The 12,931-nt window shown below is 62.5% G+C and carries 22 protein-coding genes; all 22 read right to left on the bottom strand.

What is annotated here, in order from left to right; all coding sequences use genetic code 11:
- Positions 1-3: 3 nt before the first annotated feature.
- The 22 genes from rplO to tuf all read right to left on the bottom strand — a co-directional run bounded on the left by rplO (position 4) and on the right by tuf (position 12,605).
- The gene (gene rplO, locus AC6IZO_RS15435) at positions 4-444 is read right to left on the bottom strand and encodes a 50S ribosomal protein L15 (RefSeq protein WP_497806199.1); all 441 of its coding nucleotides are present in this window, start codon (positions 442-444) and stop codon (positions 4-6) included.
- Between the two features lie 164 nt (positions 445-608).
- On the bottom strand, positions 609-833 hold the full coding sequence (gene rpmD, locus AC6IZO_RS15430) for a 50S ribosomal protein L30 (RefSeq protein WP_497806197.1): 225 nt from the start codon (positions 831-833) through the stop codon (positions 609-611).
- 3 nt (positions 834-836) lie between these two features.
- Positions 837-1,346 (bottom strand): 30S ribosomal protein S5, encoded by a 510-nt coding sequence (gene rpsE / locus AC6IZO_RS15425; protein ID WP_497806195.1) that lies wholly within the window; start codon positions 1,344-1,346, stop codon positions 837-839.
- 142 nt (positions 1,347-1,488) lie between these two features.
- Positions 1,489-1,866 (bottom strand): 50S ribosomal protein L18, encoded by a 378-nt coding sequence (gene rplR / locus AC6IZO_RS15420; protein ID WP_497806193.1) that lies wholly within the window; start codon positions 1,864-1,866, stop codon positions 1,489-1,491.
- A 300-nt stretch (positions 1,867-2,166) separates the two neighbouring features.
- Positions 2,167-2,706, bottom strand: a complete 540-nt coding sequence (gene rplF, locus AC6IZO_RS15415; RefSeq protein WP_497806191.1) for a 50S ribosomal protein L6 — start codon at positions 2,704-2,706, stop codon at positions 2,167-2,169.
- Between the two features lie 105 nt (positions 2,707-2,811).
- On the bottom strand, positions 2,812-3,210 hold the full coding sequence (rpsH, locus tag AC6IZO_RS15410; protein ID WP_497806189.1) for a 30S ribosomal protein S8: 399 nt from the start codon (positions 3,208-3,210) through the stop codon (positions 2,812-2,814).
- 212 nt (positions 3,211-3,422) lie between these two features.
- On the bottom strand, positions 3,423-3,623 hold the full coding sequence (locus AC6IZO_RS15405; RefSeq protein WP_497806187.1) for a type Z 30S ribosomal protein S14: 201 nt from the start codon (positions 3,621-3,623) through the stop codon (positions 3,423-3,425).
- A gap of 75 nt (positions 3,624-3,698) precedes the next feature.
- Positions 3,699-4,367, bottom strand: a complete 669-nt coding sequence (rplE, locus tag AC6IZO_RS15400; protein WP_497806185.1) for a 50S ribosomal protein L5 — start codon at positions 4,365-4,367, stop codon at positions 3,699-3,701.
- Positions 4,368-4,492: 125 nt separating this feature from the next.
- Positions 4,493-4,816 (bottom strand): 50S ribosomal protein L24, encoded by a 324-nt coding sequence (rplX, locus tag AC6IZO_RS15395; RefSeq protein ID WP_497806183.1) that lies wholly within the window; start codon positions 4,814-4,816, stop codon positions 4,493-4,495.
- 92 nt (positions 4,817-4,908) lie between these two features.
- Positions 4,909-5,280, bottom strand: coding sequence for a 50S ribosomal protein L14 (gene rplN, locus AC6IZO_RS15390; protein ID WP_497806181.1), 372 nt, complete (start codon positions 5,278-5,280; stop codon positions 4,909-4,911).
- A gap of 109 nt (positions 5,281-5,389) precedes the next feature.
- On the bottom strand, positions 5,390-5,695 hold the full coding sequence (gene rpsQ, locus AC6IZO_RS15385; RefSeq protein WP_497806179.1) for a 30S ribosomal protein S17: 306 nt from the start codon (positions 5,693-5,695) through the stop codon (positions 5,390-5,392).
- 2 nt (positions 5,696-5,697) lie between these two features.
- The gene (gene rpmC, locus AC6IZO_RS15380; RefSeq protein WP_497806177.1) at positions 5,698-5,904 is read right to left on the bottom strand and encodes a 50S ribosomal protein L29; all 207 of its coding nucleotides are present in this window, start codon (positions 5,902-5,904) and stop codon (positions 5,698-5,700) included.
- A 97-nt stretch (positions 5,905-6,001) separates the two neighbouring features.
- Positions 6,002-6,418: a 50S ribosomal protein L16 gene (rplP, locus tag AC6IZO_RS15375; protein WP_497806175.1), complete on the bottom strand. Its 417-nt coding sequence runs from the start codon at positions 6,416-6,418 to the stop codon at positions 6,002-6,004.
- A gap of 86 nt (positions 6,419-6,504) precedes the next feature.
- Positions 6,505-7,173, bottom strand: coding sequence for a 30S ribosomal protein S3 (gene rpsC / locus AC6IZO_RS15370; RefSeq protein ID WP_497806173.1), 669 nt, complete (start codon positions 7,171-7,173; stop codon positions 6,505-6,507).
- 71 nt (positions 7,174-7,244) lie between these two features.
- Positions 7,245-7,724: a 50S ribosomal protein L22 gene (gene rplV, locus AC6IZO_RS15365; RefSeq protein WP_497809978.1), complete on the bottom strand. Its 480-nt coding sequence runs from the start codon at positions 7,722-7,724 to the stop codon at positions 7,245-7,247.
- A gap of 24 nt (positions 7,725-7,748) precedes the next feature.
- Complete coding sequence (gene rpsS / locus AC6IZO_RS15360) at positions 7,749-8,045, bottom strand: 30S ribosomal protein S19 (RefSeq protein ID WP_497806171.1); 297 nt, start codon at positions 8,043-8,045, stop codon at positions 7,749-7,751.
- An 11-nt stretch (positions 8,046-8,056) separates the two neighbouring features.
- Positions 8,057-8,881 carry a 50S ribosomal protein L2 gene (gene rplB, locus AC6IZO_RS15355; RefSeq protein WP_497806169.1) on the bottom strand — a complete coding sequence of 275 codons (825 nt, stop codon included), beginning with the start codon at positions 8,879-8,881 and terminating at the stop codon, positions 8,057-8,059.
- Positions 8,882-9,007: 126 nt separating this feature from the next.
- Positions 9,008-9,304: a 50S ribosomal protein L23 gene (locus AC6IZO_RS15350; protein WP_497806167.1), complete on the bottom strand. Its 297-nt coding sequence runs from the start codon at positions 9,302-9,304 to the stop codon at positions 9,008-9,010.
- The gene (gene rplD, locus AC6IZO_RS15345; RefSeq protein ID WP_497806165.1) at positions 9,304-9,966 is read right to left on the bottom strand and encodes a 50S ribosomal protein L4; all 663 of its coding nucleotides are present in this window, start codon (positions 9,964-9,966) and stop codon (positions 9,304-9,306) included. The genes AC6IZO_RS15350 and rplD overlap by 1 nt, the downstream gene beginning before the upstream one ends.
- A gap of 78 nt (positions 9,967-10,044) precedes the next feature.
- Positions 10,045-10,773 (bottom strand): 50S ribosomal protein L3, encoded by a 729-nt coding sequence (gene rplC / locus AC6IZO_RS15340; protein WP_497806163.1) that lies wholly within the window; start codon positions 10,771-10,773, stop codon positions 10,045-10,047.
- Positions 10,774-10,891: 118 nt separating this feature from the next.
- Positions 10,892-11,221, bottom strand: coding sequence for a 30S ribosomal protein S10 (gene rpsJ / locus AC6IZO_RS15335; RefSeq protein WP_497783943.1), 330 nt, complete (start codon positions 11,219-11,221; stop codon positions 10,892-10,894).
- 196 nt (positions 11,222-11,417) lie between these two features.
- Entirely contained in the window at positions 11,418-12,605 is a 1,188-nt protein-coding gene (gene tuf / locus AC6IZO_RS15330; protein ID WP_497804975.1) for an elongation factor Tu, read from the bottom strand.
- Between the last annotated feature and the right edge of the window lie 326 nt (positions 12,606-12,931).

The following is a 12,931-nucleotide window of genomic DNA, read 5'->3' as shown; positions in this document are numbered from 1 at the left end:
CAGTTACGCGATGACCTCGACGGAACCGCCCGCCTTGGTGATCTTTTCCTTTGCCGTCTCGCTGAACTTGTGCGCCTTCACCTTCAACGCCGTCGTCAGCTCGCCCACGCCCAGTACCTTCACCAGGCCGCGCAGGTTCTTGATCACGCCGTGCTCCTTGAGCACTTCCGGGGTGATCTCGGCCACGCCCAGCTCGGCCAGGCGCGACAGGTTCACCACCGCGTATTCCTTCTTGAAGATGTTGGTGAAGCCGCGCTTCGGCATGCGGCGCTGCAGCGGCATCTGGCCGCCTTCAAAACCGCGCATGAGGCTGGAGCCGGAACGCGAGCCCTGGCCCTTGTGGCCGCGGGTCGAGGTCTTGCCCATGCCCGAACCCATGCCGCGTCCGATGCGCTTGCGCTTGGTATTCGAGCCCTTGGGTTTACGAATTTCCGAAAGATTCATTGCCTTCTATCTCCGCTGGCGCGCACCATCGGCGCGCCTTGCTGCCTGACGCCCCCGGCGGATGAACCGGGGACTCGGTTGTTTCCTGTAGGGTGTTCCAGCTTCGCCGCCTCAATGGCGGCTGGCATGGAACGCTCTGCGGCCGCCAAAGCGGCGCAGGCCACCTACTTGCCGACGATCTCGACCAGGTGCGGCACCTTGGCAACCATGCCACGGACGGCCGGCGTGTCCACGCGCTCCACCACCTGGTTCAGGTGTGTAAAGCCGAGACCCTTGACGACAATCTTCTGCTTCTTCGGGGCGCAGATGGCCGAGCGGACGTACTTCAACTGGATCTTCGCGCCGGCCGGCGCCTCTACCTTGGGCGTCTTGATTCGAATGCGAGCCATGGTTTAGAGCTCCTCCACGGACTTGCCGCGATTGGCGGCGACTTCCTGCTTGTCGCGCAGCTTCTTCAGCGCGTCAAACGTCGCCTTGATCACGTTGTGAGGATTGGTGGTGCCAATCGACTTGGTCAGGATGTTCTGGATACCCACGGAGGTCATCACGGCGCGAACAGCACCGCCAGCGATGACGCCGGTGCCTTCCGGAGCCGGCTTCAGCAGAACCCGGCCGGAGCCATAGCGGCCCAGCGAGACGTGCGGAATCGACGTCTCATTCATGTTCACTTTGATCAGGTTCTTCTTCGCCGATTCAATGCCCTTGCGGATGGCCTGCGGAACTTCCTTGGCCTTGCCGCTGCCATAGCCGACCACGGCCGCGGACGGATCGCCGATGACAACCAGCGCCGCGAACGACATGTTTTTGCCGCCCTTGACCACCTTGGTCACGCGGTTGATGGCGACCACCTGGTCCTTCAGGTTGTACTGTGCGGCATCGAGCTTTTTCTTAACGATTGCCATTTCCTGTTCATTCTCCTGGCAGACTGCCGATTCAGCCTGCCTGACTTCTGCGAACTAACGGCTTGCGCCTCGCCCGCGTGAACCTCGCGTCGCCTGCCGGAGTGCCCCGCCCATGCGGCGGCCCTCCCGGCGACAGAATGCGCTAGAACTTCAGGCCCGCCTCGCGTGCCGCCTCTGCCAGGGCCTTGATGCGCCCGTGGTACAGATAGCCGCCACGATCGAACACAACCGTCTCAATGCCCTTGGCCTTGGCGCGCTCGGCAATCGTCTTGCCCACCTGCTTGGCGCTGGCCACATTGCCGCCGGTGATGTGCTTCTTGCCATCCGCCTGCTTGCCCAGCTCCAGCGTGCTGGCCGCAACCAGCGTCGCGTGCTTGCTGTCGTCGATCACCTGCGCGTAGATGTGGTTCACCGAGCGGAATACGTTCAGGCGCGGACGCTCGGTGGTGCCGGCAATCTTTTTGCGAATACGGGTGTGGATCTTGACCCGGGTCGCGTCCTTGGAAGTCTTCAAATGCATTTTGTTTCTCGTCCTCTCCGGCCGACTCCCGGGACTGGCCGCGCGGGCCATACCGGGGACCGGTTTTAGGGGAGCAGGGGTGGCGGAATCTCATCCGCTGCCTTTCTGCTCCAGTCTTGGTCATGCCGCCGGCGGAGACTGATGGGGTGCTCCGCTGGCGGCCGGTGAAACTTGTTCCTGCCCACCCTGCACCGCTTTCGCGTTCAAGGTGGAGGCGCTTTGCTCTTCCGTGAAGAGACCCTTCGCACTGCGTGCTCAGGGTAGTTGCCAACCGGGCTCAGACGCCCGGTTATGCGGCAACTACTTCGCGCCGGTCTTGCCAACCTTCTTCTTCAGCTTCTCGCCCGCGTAACGGACACCCTTCTGCTTGTACGGGTCCGGCGAACGCAGGGCACGCATTTCGGCTGCAACCTGTCCGATCTTCTGGCGGTCGATGCCGGTCAGCGTCAGCTTGGTCTGCTTCGGGTCGATGGCGCACTCGATGCCGGTCGGCAGCGGGTACTCGATCGGGTGCGAATAGCCAAGGGTGAAGACCACGATGCCCTTGCCCTTCAGCTCGGCGCGGTAGCCGATGCCGACGATCTCAAGATCGCGGGTCCAGCCGGCGGTGACGCCGTGAACCGCGTTGTTCACCAGGGCGCGGGTCAGGCCGTGCACGGCGGCGAACTGGTCGCTCTCGCGCTCCACAAGCAGGTTGCCGTCCTTCTCCTCCAGCTTGACGCCGGCGGGAAGATGGTTGGTCACCGAGCCTTTGGGGCCCTTCACGGTAACGGTGTTGCCTTCGGTCTGGAAGGTCACGCCCTTGGGAAGGGCAATCGGCTTCTTACCAATTCTCGACATTTCTTTCTCTCCACACCGCGCGGAACCAGGTCCGTCGCGGGCTTCCGGCCCCGTTGCCGGGGCACGTCTGCTCGTTCCGCCTGCGCGAACAGGCGGAACTGTTGGTTAGTAAATCTCGCAGAGGATCTCGCCGCCGACGCCTTCCTTGCGCGCCTGCTTGCCGGTCATCACGCCCTTCGGAGTGGTCAGGATGTTGATGCCCAGACCGCCCAGAACGCGGGGAATCTCGTTCTTGCCGACGTAAACACGGCAGCCCGGACGCGACACGCGCGTGACGTGGCTGATGGCGCCGGAGTTGTCCGGGGTGTACTTCAGGTACACGCGGATCAGCTTCTTGCCTTCTTCTTCCACCGGCTTGTAGTTGGCGATGTAGCCCTCTTCCTTCAGAATGCGCGCCAATTCCAGCTTCAGCTTGGAGGTGGGCACGTCGATCTTCTGGTGACGCGCCTTGATGCCATTGCGGATTCTGGTCAGGAAATCTGCTACCGGATCAGTAAAACTCATTGTTGCTCTCCTGAAATCATCGCCCGTTCTCTTTCTCGCGCACGCTGGCCTGGCGCGATGGGTTCAGCTTCTGCCTTTCGGCCTGCCTCCCCCGGGAAAGAACCTGCGGCGACGTATTCTCACTTCCGCCTTGCGGCGGAACGGCCCTGGCTTGCGCCCTGGGCCACGTGCCAGCCTTCGCGGGGCTCACCCCCGCTCGTCAGGGATTCCGTTTACCAGGACGACTTGGAAACCCCAGGAATCTCACCACGCAGCGCCAGTCCGCGGAAGCACAAGCGGCAGATGCCGAACTTGCGCAGGTAAGCCCGCGGACGCCCGCACAGCTTGCAGCGGTTGTGCTGGCGCGTGGAGAACTTGGGAGTCTTGTTCGCCTTGGCAACACTCGATGTCTTGGCCATCGTTTCCTTTTCCATGCGCATCCTTGGATGCGCGATCAAAACCGGTGAATCAAGCGGGCGGGCGCCGAAGCTCCCGCCCCAAAAACTCGCTTACTGCTGGCGGAACGGCATGCCCAGCGCCTTGAGCAGCGCGCGGGCGTGGTCGTCGGACTCTGCCGTGGTGACCACCGTGATGTTCATGCCCTTCTGCTTTTCGATCTTCGAGTAATCAATCTCGGGGAAGATCAACTGGTCGCGCAGGCCGAGCGTGTAGTTGCCGCGACCGTCGAAGCTGCGGCTGCTCACGCCGCGGAAGTCGCGCACGCGGGGCAGAGCCACGTTCATCAGGCGGTCCAGGAACTCGTACATGCGGTCGCCGCGCAGGGTGACCATGCAGCCGATCGGCATGCCCTCGCGAACCTTGAAGGCCGCGATGGACTTCTTCGCCTTGGTGACCACCGGCTTCTGACCCGTGATCTGGCCCAGTTCCTGCACGGCAGGATCCAGAACCTTGGCGTTCTGCGTGGCTTCGCCCACGCCCATGTTGATGACCACCTTCACCAGGCGGGGCGCGCCCATCATGTTGGCGATGCCCAGTTCCTTCATCAGCGCCGGGCGAACCTCGGCGAAGTAGCGCTTGCGCAGGCGAGCGCTGGCATCGTTATTCAGCTTCGGGCGGGCCGGCTTGTCACCGGCGTGGTGGGCTTCCGGTTCAGCGGCGGCCTTCTTGGGCTTTGCCGAGGCCTTGGCCTGCTGTGGCTTCTTTTCCTTCTCAGCCATTTCTCTTGTCACTTTCTCTCACGGTCTCCGGTTCGGCTTGCGCGTTACGGTTTCGTGAGGTCGTCAATTTCCGGTGCTGCCTTCCGGTGCGGCGGCTGCCGCAGCCCGGCGGGCAAGCCCCGGAGTTATTTCTCGAGCGTGTTCCCGCAACGCTTGCAGACGCGCACTTTCTTCTCGCCACGGACTTCGTGACCGACGCGCGCCGGCTTGCTGCAGCTGCCGCAGTACAGCATCACGTTGGAGATCGCAATCGCGCTCTCCTGCTCGGCGATGCCGCCCTTGATCTGCTTCTGCGGGTTGGGGCGGACGTTCTTCTTCACCACGCCCACATGCTCGACCAGAATCTTCGACTTGGCCGGTTCGACACGCAGCACGCGACCCTGCTTGCCCTTGTCCTTGCCGGCGATAACCACAACCTGATCGTTGCGGCGAATGTCAACGGTTGCCATTGCTTCCTCTCCTGATGACACCGAGCCTCGCTCGCTTGTCATCTGCGGACTGACTTGCCGTTCTTACAAGTCAGCGTACTCAACTCTCCGGCCTACAGGACTTCCGGGGCCAGGGACACAATCTTCAGGAACTTCTTCTCGCGCAGTTCGCGCGCCACCGGTCCGAACACGCGGGTTCCCACCGGTTCGTTGGAGGCGTCGATCAGCACGGCCGCATTCTGGTCGAAGCGGATGTAGCTGCCGTCCTTGCGGCGGTGTTCCTTGCGGGTGCGCACGATCACGCACTTCACCACCGAACCCTTCTTGACGCTGCCGTCCGGCGACGCTTCCTTCACCGCCGCCGTCACAACGTCACCCAGCCCGGCGTTCAGGCCGGTGGAGCCGCCGACGGGAAGGATCATCTGAAGCTTGCGGGCGCCGCTGTTGTCGGCAACCTCCAAAATGCTTCTCATCATCACTGCCATGGTTCTGTCTCCTGATCGCCGCGCTTTGGCGCGGCTCATCCGCTACTTTCCGTTTCCACGGAGTGGGCGGAGTTGACTGCGGCCGGCTCTCGCCCGCCGCAGATGCAAGCTAGTTCTTCTGCTCCGCCGCCGGCTCGCCGCCAGCCAGCTTCGAGCGCTTCACGATCTCCGCCAGCTTCCAGCGCTTCAGGCGCGACAACGGGCGCGTCTCTTCAATACGCACCACATCGCCCACATGCGCGGTCTGCTCTTCGTCGTGCGCGTAGAACTTCTTGGAGCGGGCCACGACGCGGCGGTAGAGCGGGTGCGCCTTCTGGCTGCGCACTTCCACCACAATCGTCTTGGCCATCTTCGTCGAGACCACGTGGCCGACCATTTCCTTGCGTCCGCTGCTCTTCTGTTCTGTCTCGCTCATGGCTACTTGGTCTCCGTTCCGGCGATCTGCTTCTCGCGCTGGATCGTCTTGATCCGCGCGATGTCCTTGCGCAGGCCGCGAATCTTCTTCAGGCTCTCGGTCTGGCCCATGTTCAACTGGAACTTGAGCTTGAAGAGCTCGTCGCTGAGTTCAGCTTCCTGATGCTTCAGCTCGGCGTCGGTCAAATTGCGAATCTTTTCCGGTTTCATCTTAGTATCTCATCTCTGCCGGCTGTCCGTTGGCCTCCATCTTAAAAAAGACGGGTTCTCCGGTGCGGCCGGCCGCCCCTCAACGGGCGCTGGCTTTCTAGTGAGCGGTCTCGCGCGCCACGAACTTGGTCACCAGCGGCAGCTTGTGCGAGGCCAGCCGCATGGCTTCCTGCGCATCAGCCACGCTGACGCCTTCCATTTCGAACAGGACCTTGCCCGGGCGAACGACGGCGACCCAGTGATCCGGTGCGCCCTTGCCCTTGCCCATACGGGTTTCGGCCGGCTTCTTGGTCACCGGCTTGTCAGGGAACAGGCGGATCCAGATCTTGCCGCCACGCTTGACAAAGCGGGTCATGGCGACACGCGCCGCTTCAATTTGCCGGTCGGTAATCCAGCCCGGCTCCATCACCTTCAGGCCGTAATCGCCAAACGACAGGTCGCTGCCACGCCAAGCCTTGCCGGCCATGCGTCCGCGCTGCTGTTTGCGATACTTCACTTTCTTCGGCATCAACATATGCAGTTCTCAGTTCCCGGCCCGCGCGCTTGCGCATAGCTGGCCGTCATGATGCGGGTCCGGCCCCCTGCGGGGCCAGGGACCAGTTAGAAACTCGGCGCGGCCGCCTGTTGCGGTTCGCGGCGCTTCTGGTTCAGGATCTCGCCTTTGTAGACCCAGGTCTTCACGCCGATCACACCGTAGGTCGTGCGCGCTTCGGCAAAGCCGTAGTCGATATCCGCACGAAGGGTGTGAAGCGGCAGACGGCCCTGGAGGTACCACTCGGAACGGGCGATTTCATTGCCGTTCAAGCGGCCCGAGACGCGAACCTTGATGCCCTTGCAGCCGAAGCGCAGAGCGCTGTCGACCGACTTGCGCATGGCGCGGCGGAAGCCGACGCGCTTTTCCAGCTGCAGCGCGATCGACTCGGCCACCAGCTGCGCGTCCAGTTCCGGCTTGTGCACTTCGAGAATGTCGACGTGCACTTCACGGCTGGTGCGCTTCTGCATGTCCTGCTTCAGCTTGTCGATCTCGGCGCCCTTGCGGCCGATGATGATGCCCGGGCGGGCCGTGCGGATGATGATGCGCAGCTTGTTACCCGGACGCTCGATCTCGATCGAGCTGACGCCGGCCGACTTGAGCTTTTCCTTCAGCTCTTCCTTCAGCTTGACGTCTTCGATCAACATCTTGTCGAAGTCGCGGTCCATGAACCACCGCGATTTCCACGGCTTGGTGTAGCCGAGGCGGAATCCGTAAGGATGGACTTTCTGTCCCATATCGTTTGTTCTCTCCGCGGCCGCTCAGGGCCGCTCGATTTCTCGGGACACGCGCCAGGCGCGCATCGTCACTACTTCTTTGCCGGAGCTTTCTTCGCGGCAGCCTTCTTCGCCGGAGCCTTCTTGGCAGCCGCCTTCTTGGCCGGTGCCTTCTTGGCTGCGACTTTCTTCGGCTCGCCTTCGCCGCCGGCCTTCAGGCCCGACGGCTTCTCCGCCAGCACGATCTCCATGTGCGCCATGCGACGCTGGTAACGGTAGGCACGGCCCATCGGCGCCGGGCGGATGCGCTTCATGCGCGGCCCGTCGTTGGCCACCGCCGACTTTACGTACAGCCGGTCGATGTCGATGTCGACGTCCTTTTCCGTGCTCAGGTACTTGGCGTTGTCCAGCGCCGAGCGCAGCAGCTTCTCGACGGCCGGAGCGATGCCCTTCTTGGTGAACGCCAGCGTCGTCAACGCCGTCTCCACCCGCTGGCCCTTGATCAGGTCCAGCACCAGGCGCGCCTTCTGCGGCGAGACCCGCTGGAACCGGGCTTTTGCTGTGAATTCCATAGCCATCTATCTTCCTTCCCCGACCTATTTCGCCGCCGGCTTGGCCGTGGTCTCCGCGGCAGCCTTCACCGAGTGTCCCTTAAACGTGCGGGTGAAGCTGAACTCGCCCAGCTTGTGACCCACCATGTTCTCGGTGACGTACACGGGGATGAATTTTTTGCCGTTGTGAACGGCCAATGTATGTCCCACCATCTCCGGGATGATGGTCGAGCGGCGCGACCACGTGCGAACGACTTTCTTCTCGTTGCGCGCGTTCATGCCTTCGACCTTCTCCGCCAGGTGGCTGTCAATGAACGGACCTTTTTTCGTTGAACGTGCCATAGTGCTCCTGCCTATTTGCTCCGGCGGCTCACGATGAACTTATCGGTCCGCTTATTGTTACGAGTCTTGTAGCCACGCGTCGGCTGGCCCCACGGGGTAACCGGGTGACGGCCGCCAGAAGTCTTGCCTTCGCCGCCGCCATGCGGGTGATCGACCGGGTTCATAACCACACCGCGGTTGACCGGGCGCTTGCCCATCCAACGGGTGCGGCCGGCTTTGCCGATCGACACATTCTCGTGGTCGAGATTGCCCACCTGGCCCACGGTCGCGATGCAATCGACCAGAACCTTGCGGGTTTCGCCCGAGGGCAGCTTCAGCAGCGCATAGTCGCCTTCCTTGGCAACCAGCTGCGCCTGCGCACCGGCCGAACGCGCCATCTGCGCGCCCTTGCCGGGCTTCAGCTCGATGTTGTGAACCACCGTGCCGGCCGGGATAAACCGCAGCGGCAGGGCGTTTCCAACCAGAATGTCGGCGTCCGGGCCGCTCACAATCTTGCTGCCCACCTTCAGGCCCACCGGGTGAAGGATGTAGCGCTTTTCGCCATCGGCGTAGCTGAGCAGTGCGATGTTGGCCGAGCGGTTCGGATCATATTCGACCGAGACGACAGTGGCGGGAATCCCGTTCTTGTCGCGCTTGAAGTCGATGATGCGGATGCGGCGCTTGTGGCCGCCGCCGCGGTGCCAGATCGTCAAATCGCCCGAATTGCGGCGGCCGCCCGTGCCCTTCTTCGGCTCGGTCAGCGGCTTGTAGGGCCGGTCGGTCGTAATCTCCTCGCGCACCAGCGTCGATTGAAAACGCAGGGTCGGAGTTACCGGTCTGTATGTCTTGATCGCCATAGTTCTTCTCTTCCGGCTCCTTGGGGCTCGCGCCCCGGAGCATTCACGCCTGCGGATAGGTTCTTGTTTCTCCCGCAGGCTGCGCCGCGCTCAGCTTGCCGCGCGGCCCTTGGCCCAGGCACAGAATTACAGGTTCTGCGCGTACTCGGGCATCTTCTCGCCCGCCTTGAGCCGTACGTAGGCCTTCTTCCAGTCCGGACGATAGCCCGAGAACTTGCCCCGGCGGCGTTCCTTGCCGAAGAAGTTCGCGGTGCGGACTTCGGCCACCTTCACCTTGAAGATCGACTGGACCGCCTGCTTGATCGCCGTCTTGGTGGCCCCAGCGGCCACCTCGAACACCAGCGTCTGCTCGGCTTCCTTCACGCCCAGGCCTTTTTCCGTGATGATCGGCCGGTTGATGATCTTGTAAGCAGATTGCTGCATTAGGCCACCTCCGCCTTGTGCTTCGGCGCCGAAGCCTTCAGCGCGCTCTGCAACTTGTCCAGCGCCTCGCGCGAGATGATCACGCGGTCATAGCGCAGCAGGTGATAGGCGTGCACTTCCGGCCCGTACAGCAGCTCAACGCCCGCCAGGTTCCGCGCGCTCAGTTCCAGCTTCTCGTTCAGCATGGGACCGGCGGCTTCCACCAGCAGCGCCGTCTTCTCGACCTTCAGCTTGTCGAGCGCCGAGCGCAGCGTCTTGGTCTTGATCTCGGCCATGTTCAGGCTGTCGACCACCACCAGCTTGCCATCCTGCAGCTTCGCGGCCAGCGCCGAACGCAGAGCGCCCAGCACCTTCTTGCGCGGGAAAGCGTAGTCATAGGAGCGCGGCTGCGGTCCGTGAACCGTGCCACCGTGACGCCACAGAGGGCTGCGGATCGAAGCCACACGGGCGCGGCCCGTGCCCTTCTGCCGCCACAGCTTCTTGCCCGAGCCGCTGACCAGCTTGCGGTTCTTCGTGGCGTGGGTGCCGGCACGCTGGGCCGAGCGGAAGTGCTTCACAGCCTCCCACAGCAGGTCCTCGTTGATTGCGCCGAACACTTCCTCGGCCAATTCGAGGCTTCCCACCTTCTCGCCCGCCAGATTCAATACGTCAATCGTTGCCATGTCTGTTTCTCTCGCACCCGCCGATAAGGTTCCGGCGAGTCTCCTGGGCGGCCTTACGCGGCCGCCCGCATGTCATTCTTACTTGCCCTTGGCTGCGCGCTTGGAGGCCTTCAACGGGTTGATCGCCGTCTGCTCACCAGTGAATCCGCGACGCTCTCTCGGCGGTTTCTTCGACTTCGTGATGACCACGTAAGCATTGCGCGGGCCCGGCACGGCGCCTTCGATCACCAGCAGGTTCTCGTCCTTGTCGATGCCGAGAACACGCAGGTTGCGCACCGTCACCGCAACGTCTCCCATGTGGCCGCTCATGCGCTGGCCGGGGAAAACGCGCGACGGAAACGACGAAGCGCCGATCGAGCCCTGTACCTGGAACATGTGTCCGTGGGCAGCCGGGCCGCCAGCGAACTTGTGCCGCTTCACGACGCCGGCAAAGCCGCGTCCCTTGCTCTTGCCCACCACGTCGACGAACTTCTCGCCGTCAAAAAGGTCCACCAGAACCTTGTCGCCAACCTTGGTCGGCGCAGCCTCACCCTCGCCGTCCACCGCGACCGCAACTTCCTTCATGAACTTCACCGGAGGAAGGTTGTTCTTGTCGAAGTGGCCCTTCATCGGCTTGGTCAGCCGCGAGGGCTTGACGAACTCGACGAGGCCGATCTGGGCCGCGTCGTAGCCGTCATGGGCTTGTGTCTTGATCTGCGTGATTACGCAGGGACCGGCCTGAATGACCGTGACCGGGCGAACTTCACCCTTGCTGTCGAACAGCTGGGTCATGCCGATCTTTTTTCCCAGAATTCCGTTTACTGCCATGTTCTTGTCTCCTCATCATGCGTGCCCCGCAGGGTGCGCACTGTAGGTGCCGGTGCTTTGCGGGCGTCTGAGCCCGCTACCGGCATCCTGAGCAAAGCGAAGGATCCGCTTCCCTCAGTTATTTGTGTTCCTTGCCGTAGGCCTTGATCTCAACGTCAACGCCGGCCGGCAGGTCGAGCTTCATCAGAGCGTCCACCGTCTGCTGCGTCGGCTCCAGAATATCGAGCAGGCGCTTGTGGGTGCGGATCTCAAACTGTTCGCGCGACTTCTTGTCCACGTGGGGAGAACGCAGTACGCAGTACTTGTTCTTCACCGTCGGAAGCGGAATCGGACCGGCGATCTGTGCGCCAGTGCGGCGCGCCGTTTCCACGATTTCGCCCGTGGACTGGTCGAGAACGCGATAGTCGTAGGCCTTCAGGCGGATACGGATTCGTTCTTTGCCAATCACTGTGGTTTCTCTCAAAGATCGTATTTCTAAGGGCTCCGCTCCCGGGGCTGGTTGGCCCCGTCGCCATGTTCGGCGTTGGCGTCCCTGGCTGGTGGCGCGATCTTGGCCCCGCCGCCAGGCTCCCCTTAGCCGGCCTTTCGCCGGCGGTTAGTACCACAGACGGGGCCGCACATGCGGCCCCGCCCACTGAATTCCGTTACTGCAGGATCTCGCTGATGGTACCGGCGCCGACGGTGCGGCCGCCTTCGCGGATGGCGAAGCGCAGGCCCTTTTCCATGGCAACCGGAGTGATCAGCTCAACCTGAAGCTGCACGTTGTCGCCCGGCATCACCATCTCGGTGCCCGCCGGAAGCTCCGCAACGCCCGTAACGTCCGTCGTGCGGAAGTAGAACTGCGGGCGGTAGCCCTTGAAGAACGGAGTGTGACGTCCGCCTTCTTCCTTCGACAACACGTAAACTTCGCCCTTGAACTTCGTGTGCGGCGTGATCGAACCCGGCTTGGCCAGAACCATGCCGCGCTCAACATCTTCCTTCGCAATGCCGCGCAGCAGAAGACCGGCGTTATCCCCCGCCATGCCTTCATCCAGCTGCTTCTTGAACATTTCGACGCCCGTCACAACCGTCTTGCGCGTCTCGCGGAAGCCAACGATTTCGCACTCTTCGCCGACCTTCACCTTGCCGCGCTCGATACGGCCCGTCACAACCGTGCCGCGGCCAGAGATCGAGAAGATGTCTTCGATCGGCATCAGGAACGGCTGGTCAACCGCGCGCGCCGGCAGCGGTACGTTCTTGTCCACCGCTTCCATCAGCTCGTCGATCGACTTTTCCCACTTCTCTTCCCCGTTCAACGCGCCCAGCGCGCTGCCACGGATCACCGGCAGATCGTCGCCCGGGAACTGGTACTTCGACAGCAGTTCGCGGACTTCCATCTCAACCAGGTCGATCAGTTCCGGATCCTCAACCGCGTCGCACTTGTTCAGGAACACGACGATGTACGGAACGCCAACCTGGCGCGCCAGCAGAACGTGCTCCTTCGTCTGCGGCATCGGTCCGTCGGTGGCCGCAACCACCAGAATCGCGCCGTCCATCTGCGCCGCGCCGGTGATCATGTTCTTGATGTAGTCGGCGTGGCCCGGGCAGTCCACGTGCGCGTAGTGACGGTTCGCCGTCTCATACTCCACGTGCGCCGTCGCAATCGTGATGCCGCGCTCCCGCTCTTCCGGCGCGTTGTCGATCGAGTCGAACGAGCGGAACTTGATGCCGGGGTTGTGCTTGGCCAACACCTTCGTGATCGCCGCCGTCAAGGTCGTCTTGCCATGGTCAATATGACCAATCGTGCCCACGTTCACGTGCGGTTTGCTGCGGTCAAACTTCTCTTTCGCCATACGCTTATACCCTAGTAGTTACTGTAAATTTTGGCCCGCCGGAACATGAAACCCACCAATTGGCTCCACATTCTGGCCTTGCTCAATGTCGCGAATACGCCATTCCGGCCGAAGCCGGACTCCGTACTGCCGCGCCCACGAGGAGCGCACTTCCTGCCTTGTACTGGGATCCACTGCCAGATACGAGACCCGACCGGAGACTTTTCCAAAGGGCAGTGCCAATCAGACAGGCGTAGACAGGACGATCACTCGCCCTGTCTCGCAATTGCCTATCGGCATCAATCCACGTTTTCAACCGCTGACCGGCGGAAACCACACACGCAACA

The organism is Oryzophilus luti (assembly GCF_059726245.1).
The sequence above is the reverse complement of the archived record's forward strand: the minus strand, read 5'-3'. Positions and strand labels throughout refer to the sequence as shown.

Coding starts and splice junctions, on each gene's coding strand:
- rplE (WP_497806185.1), bottom strand. CDS start 4,367: ATGGCTGAGAAGGAAAAGAAGCCACAGCAGGCCAAGGCCTCGGCAAAG.
- rpsH (WP_497806189.1), bottom strand. CDS start 3,210: ATGAGTTTTACTGATCCGGTAGCAGATTTCCTGACCAGAATCCGCAAT.
- AC6IZO_RS15350 (WP_497806167.1), bottom strand. CDS start 9,304: ATGCAGCAATCTGCTTACAAGATCATCAACCGGCCGATCATCACGGAA.
- rplN (WP_497806181.1), bottom strand. CDS start 5,280: ATGGCAGTGATGATGAGAAGCATTTTGGAGGTTGCCGACAACAGCGGC.
- rpmD (WP_497806197.1), bottom strand. CDS start 833: ATGGCTCGCATTCGAATCAAGACGCCCAAGGTAGAGGCGCCGGCCGGC.
- AC6IZO_RS15405 (WP_497806187.1), bottom strand. CDS start 3,623: ATGGAAAAGGAAACGATGGCCAAGACATCGAGTGTTGCCAAGGCGAAC.
- rpsS (WP_497806171.1), bottom strand. CDS start 8,045: ATGGCACGTTCAACGAAAAAAGGTCCGTTCATTGACAGCCACCTGGCG.
- rplD (WP_497806165.1), bottom strand. CDS start 9,966: ATGGCAACGATTGACGTATTGAATCTGGCGGGCGAGAAGGTGGGAAGC.
- rplX (WP_497806183.1), bottom strand. CDS start 4,816: ATGGCAACCGTTGACATTCGCCGCAACGATCAGGTTGTGGTTATCGCC.
- rplB (WP_497806169.1), bottom strand. CDS start 8,881: ATGGCGATCAAGACATACAGACCGGTAACTCCGACCCTGCGTTTTCAA.
- rpmC (WP_497806177.1), bottom strand. CDS start 5,904: ATGAAACCGGAAAAGATTCGCAATTTGACCGACGCCGAGCTGAAGCAT.
- rplC (WP_497806163.1), bottom strand. CDS start 10,773: ATGGCAGTAAACGGAATTCTGGGAAAAAAGATCGGCATGACCCAGCTG.
- rplV (WP_497809978.1), bottom strand. CDS start 7,724: ATGGAATTCACAGCAAAAGCCCGGTTCCAGCGGGTCTCGCCGCAGAAG.
- rplF (WP_497806191.1), bottom strand. CDS start 2,706: ATGTCGAGAATTGGTAAGAAGCCGATTGCCCTTCCCAAGGGCGTGACC.
- rpsC (WP_497806173.1), bottom strand. CDS start 7,173: ATGGGACAGAAAGTCCATCCTTACGGATTCCGCCTCGGCTACACCAAG.
- rpsE (WP_497806195.1), bottom strand. CDS start 1,346: ATGGCAATCGTTAAGAAAAAGCTCGATGCCGCACAGTACAACCTGAAG.
- rplP (WP_497806175.1), bottom strand. CDS start 6,418: ATGTTGATGCCGAAGAAAGTGAAGTATCGCAAACAGCAGCGCGGACGC.
- rpsQ (WP_497806179.1), bottom strand. CDS start 5,695: ATGAGCGAGACAGAACAGAAGAGCAGCGGACGCAAGGAAATGGTCGGC.
- rplR (WP_497806193.1), bottom strand. CDS start 1,866: ATGCATTTGAAGACTTCCAAGGACGCGACCCGGGTCAAGATCCACACC.
- tuf (WP_497804975.1), bottom strand. CDS start 12,605: ATGGCGAAAGAGAAGTTTGACCGCAGCAAACCGCACGTGAACGTGGGC.
- rplO (WP_497806199.1), bottom strand. CDS start 444: ATGAATCTTTCGGAAATTCGTAAACCCAAGGGCTCGAATACCAAGCGC.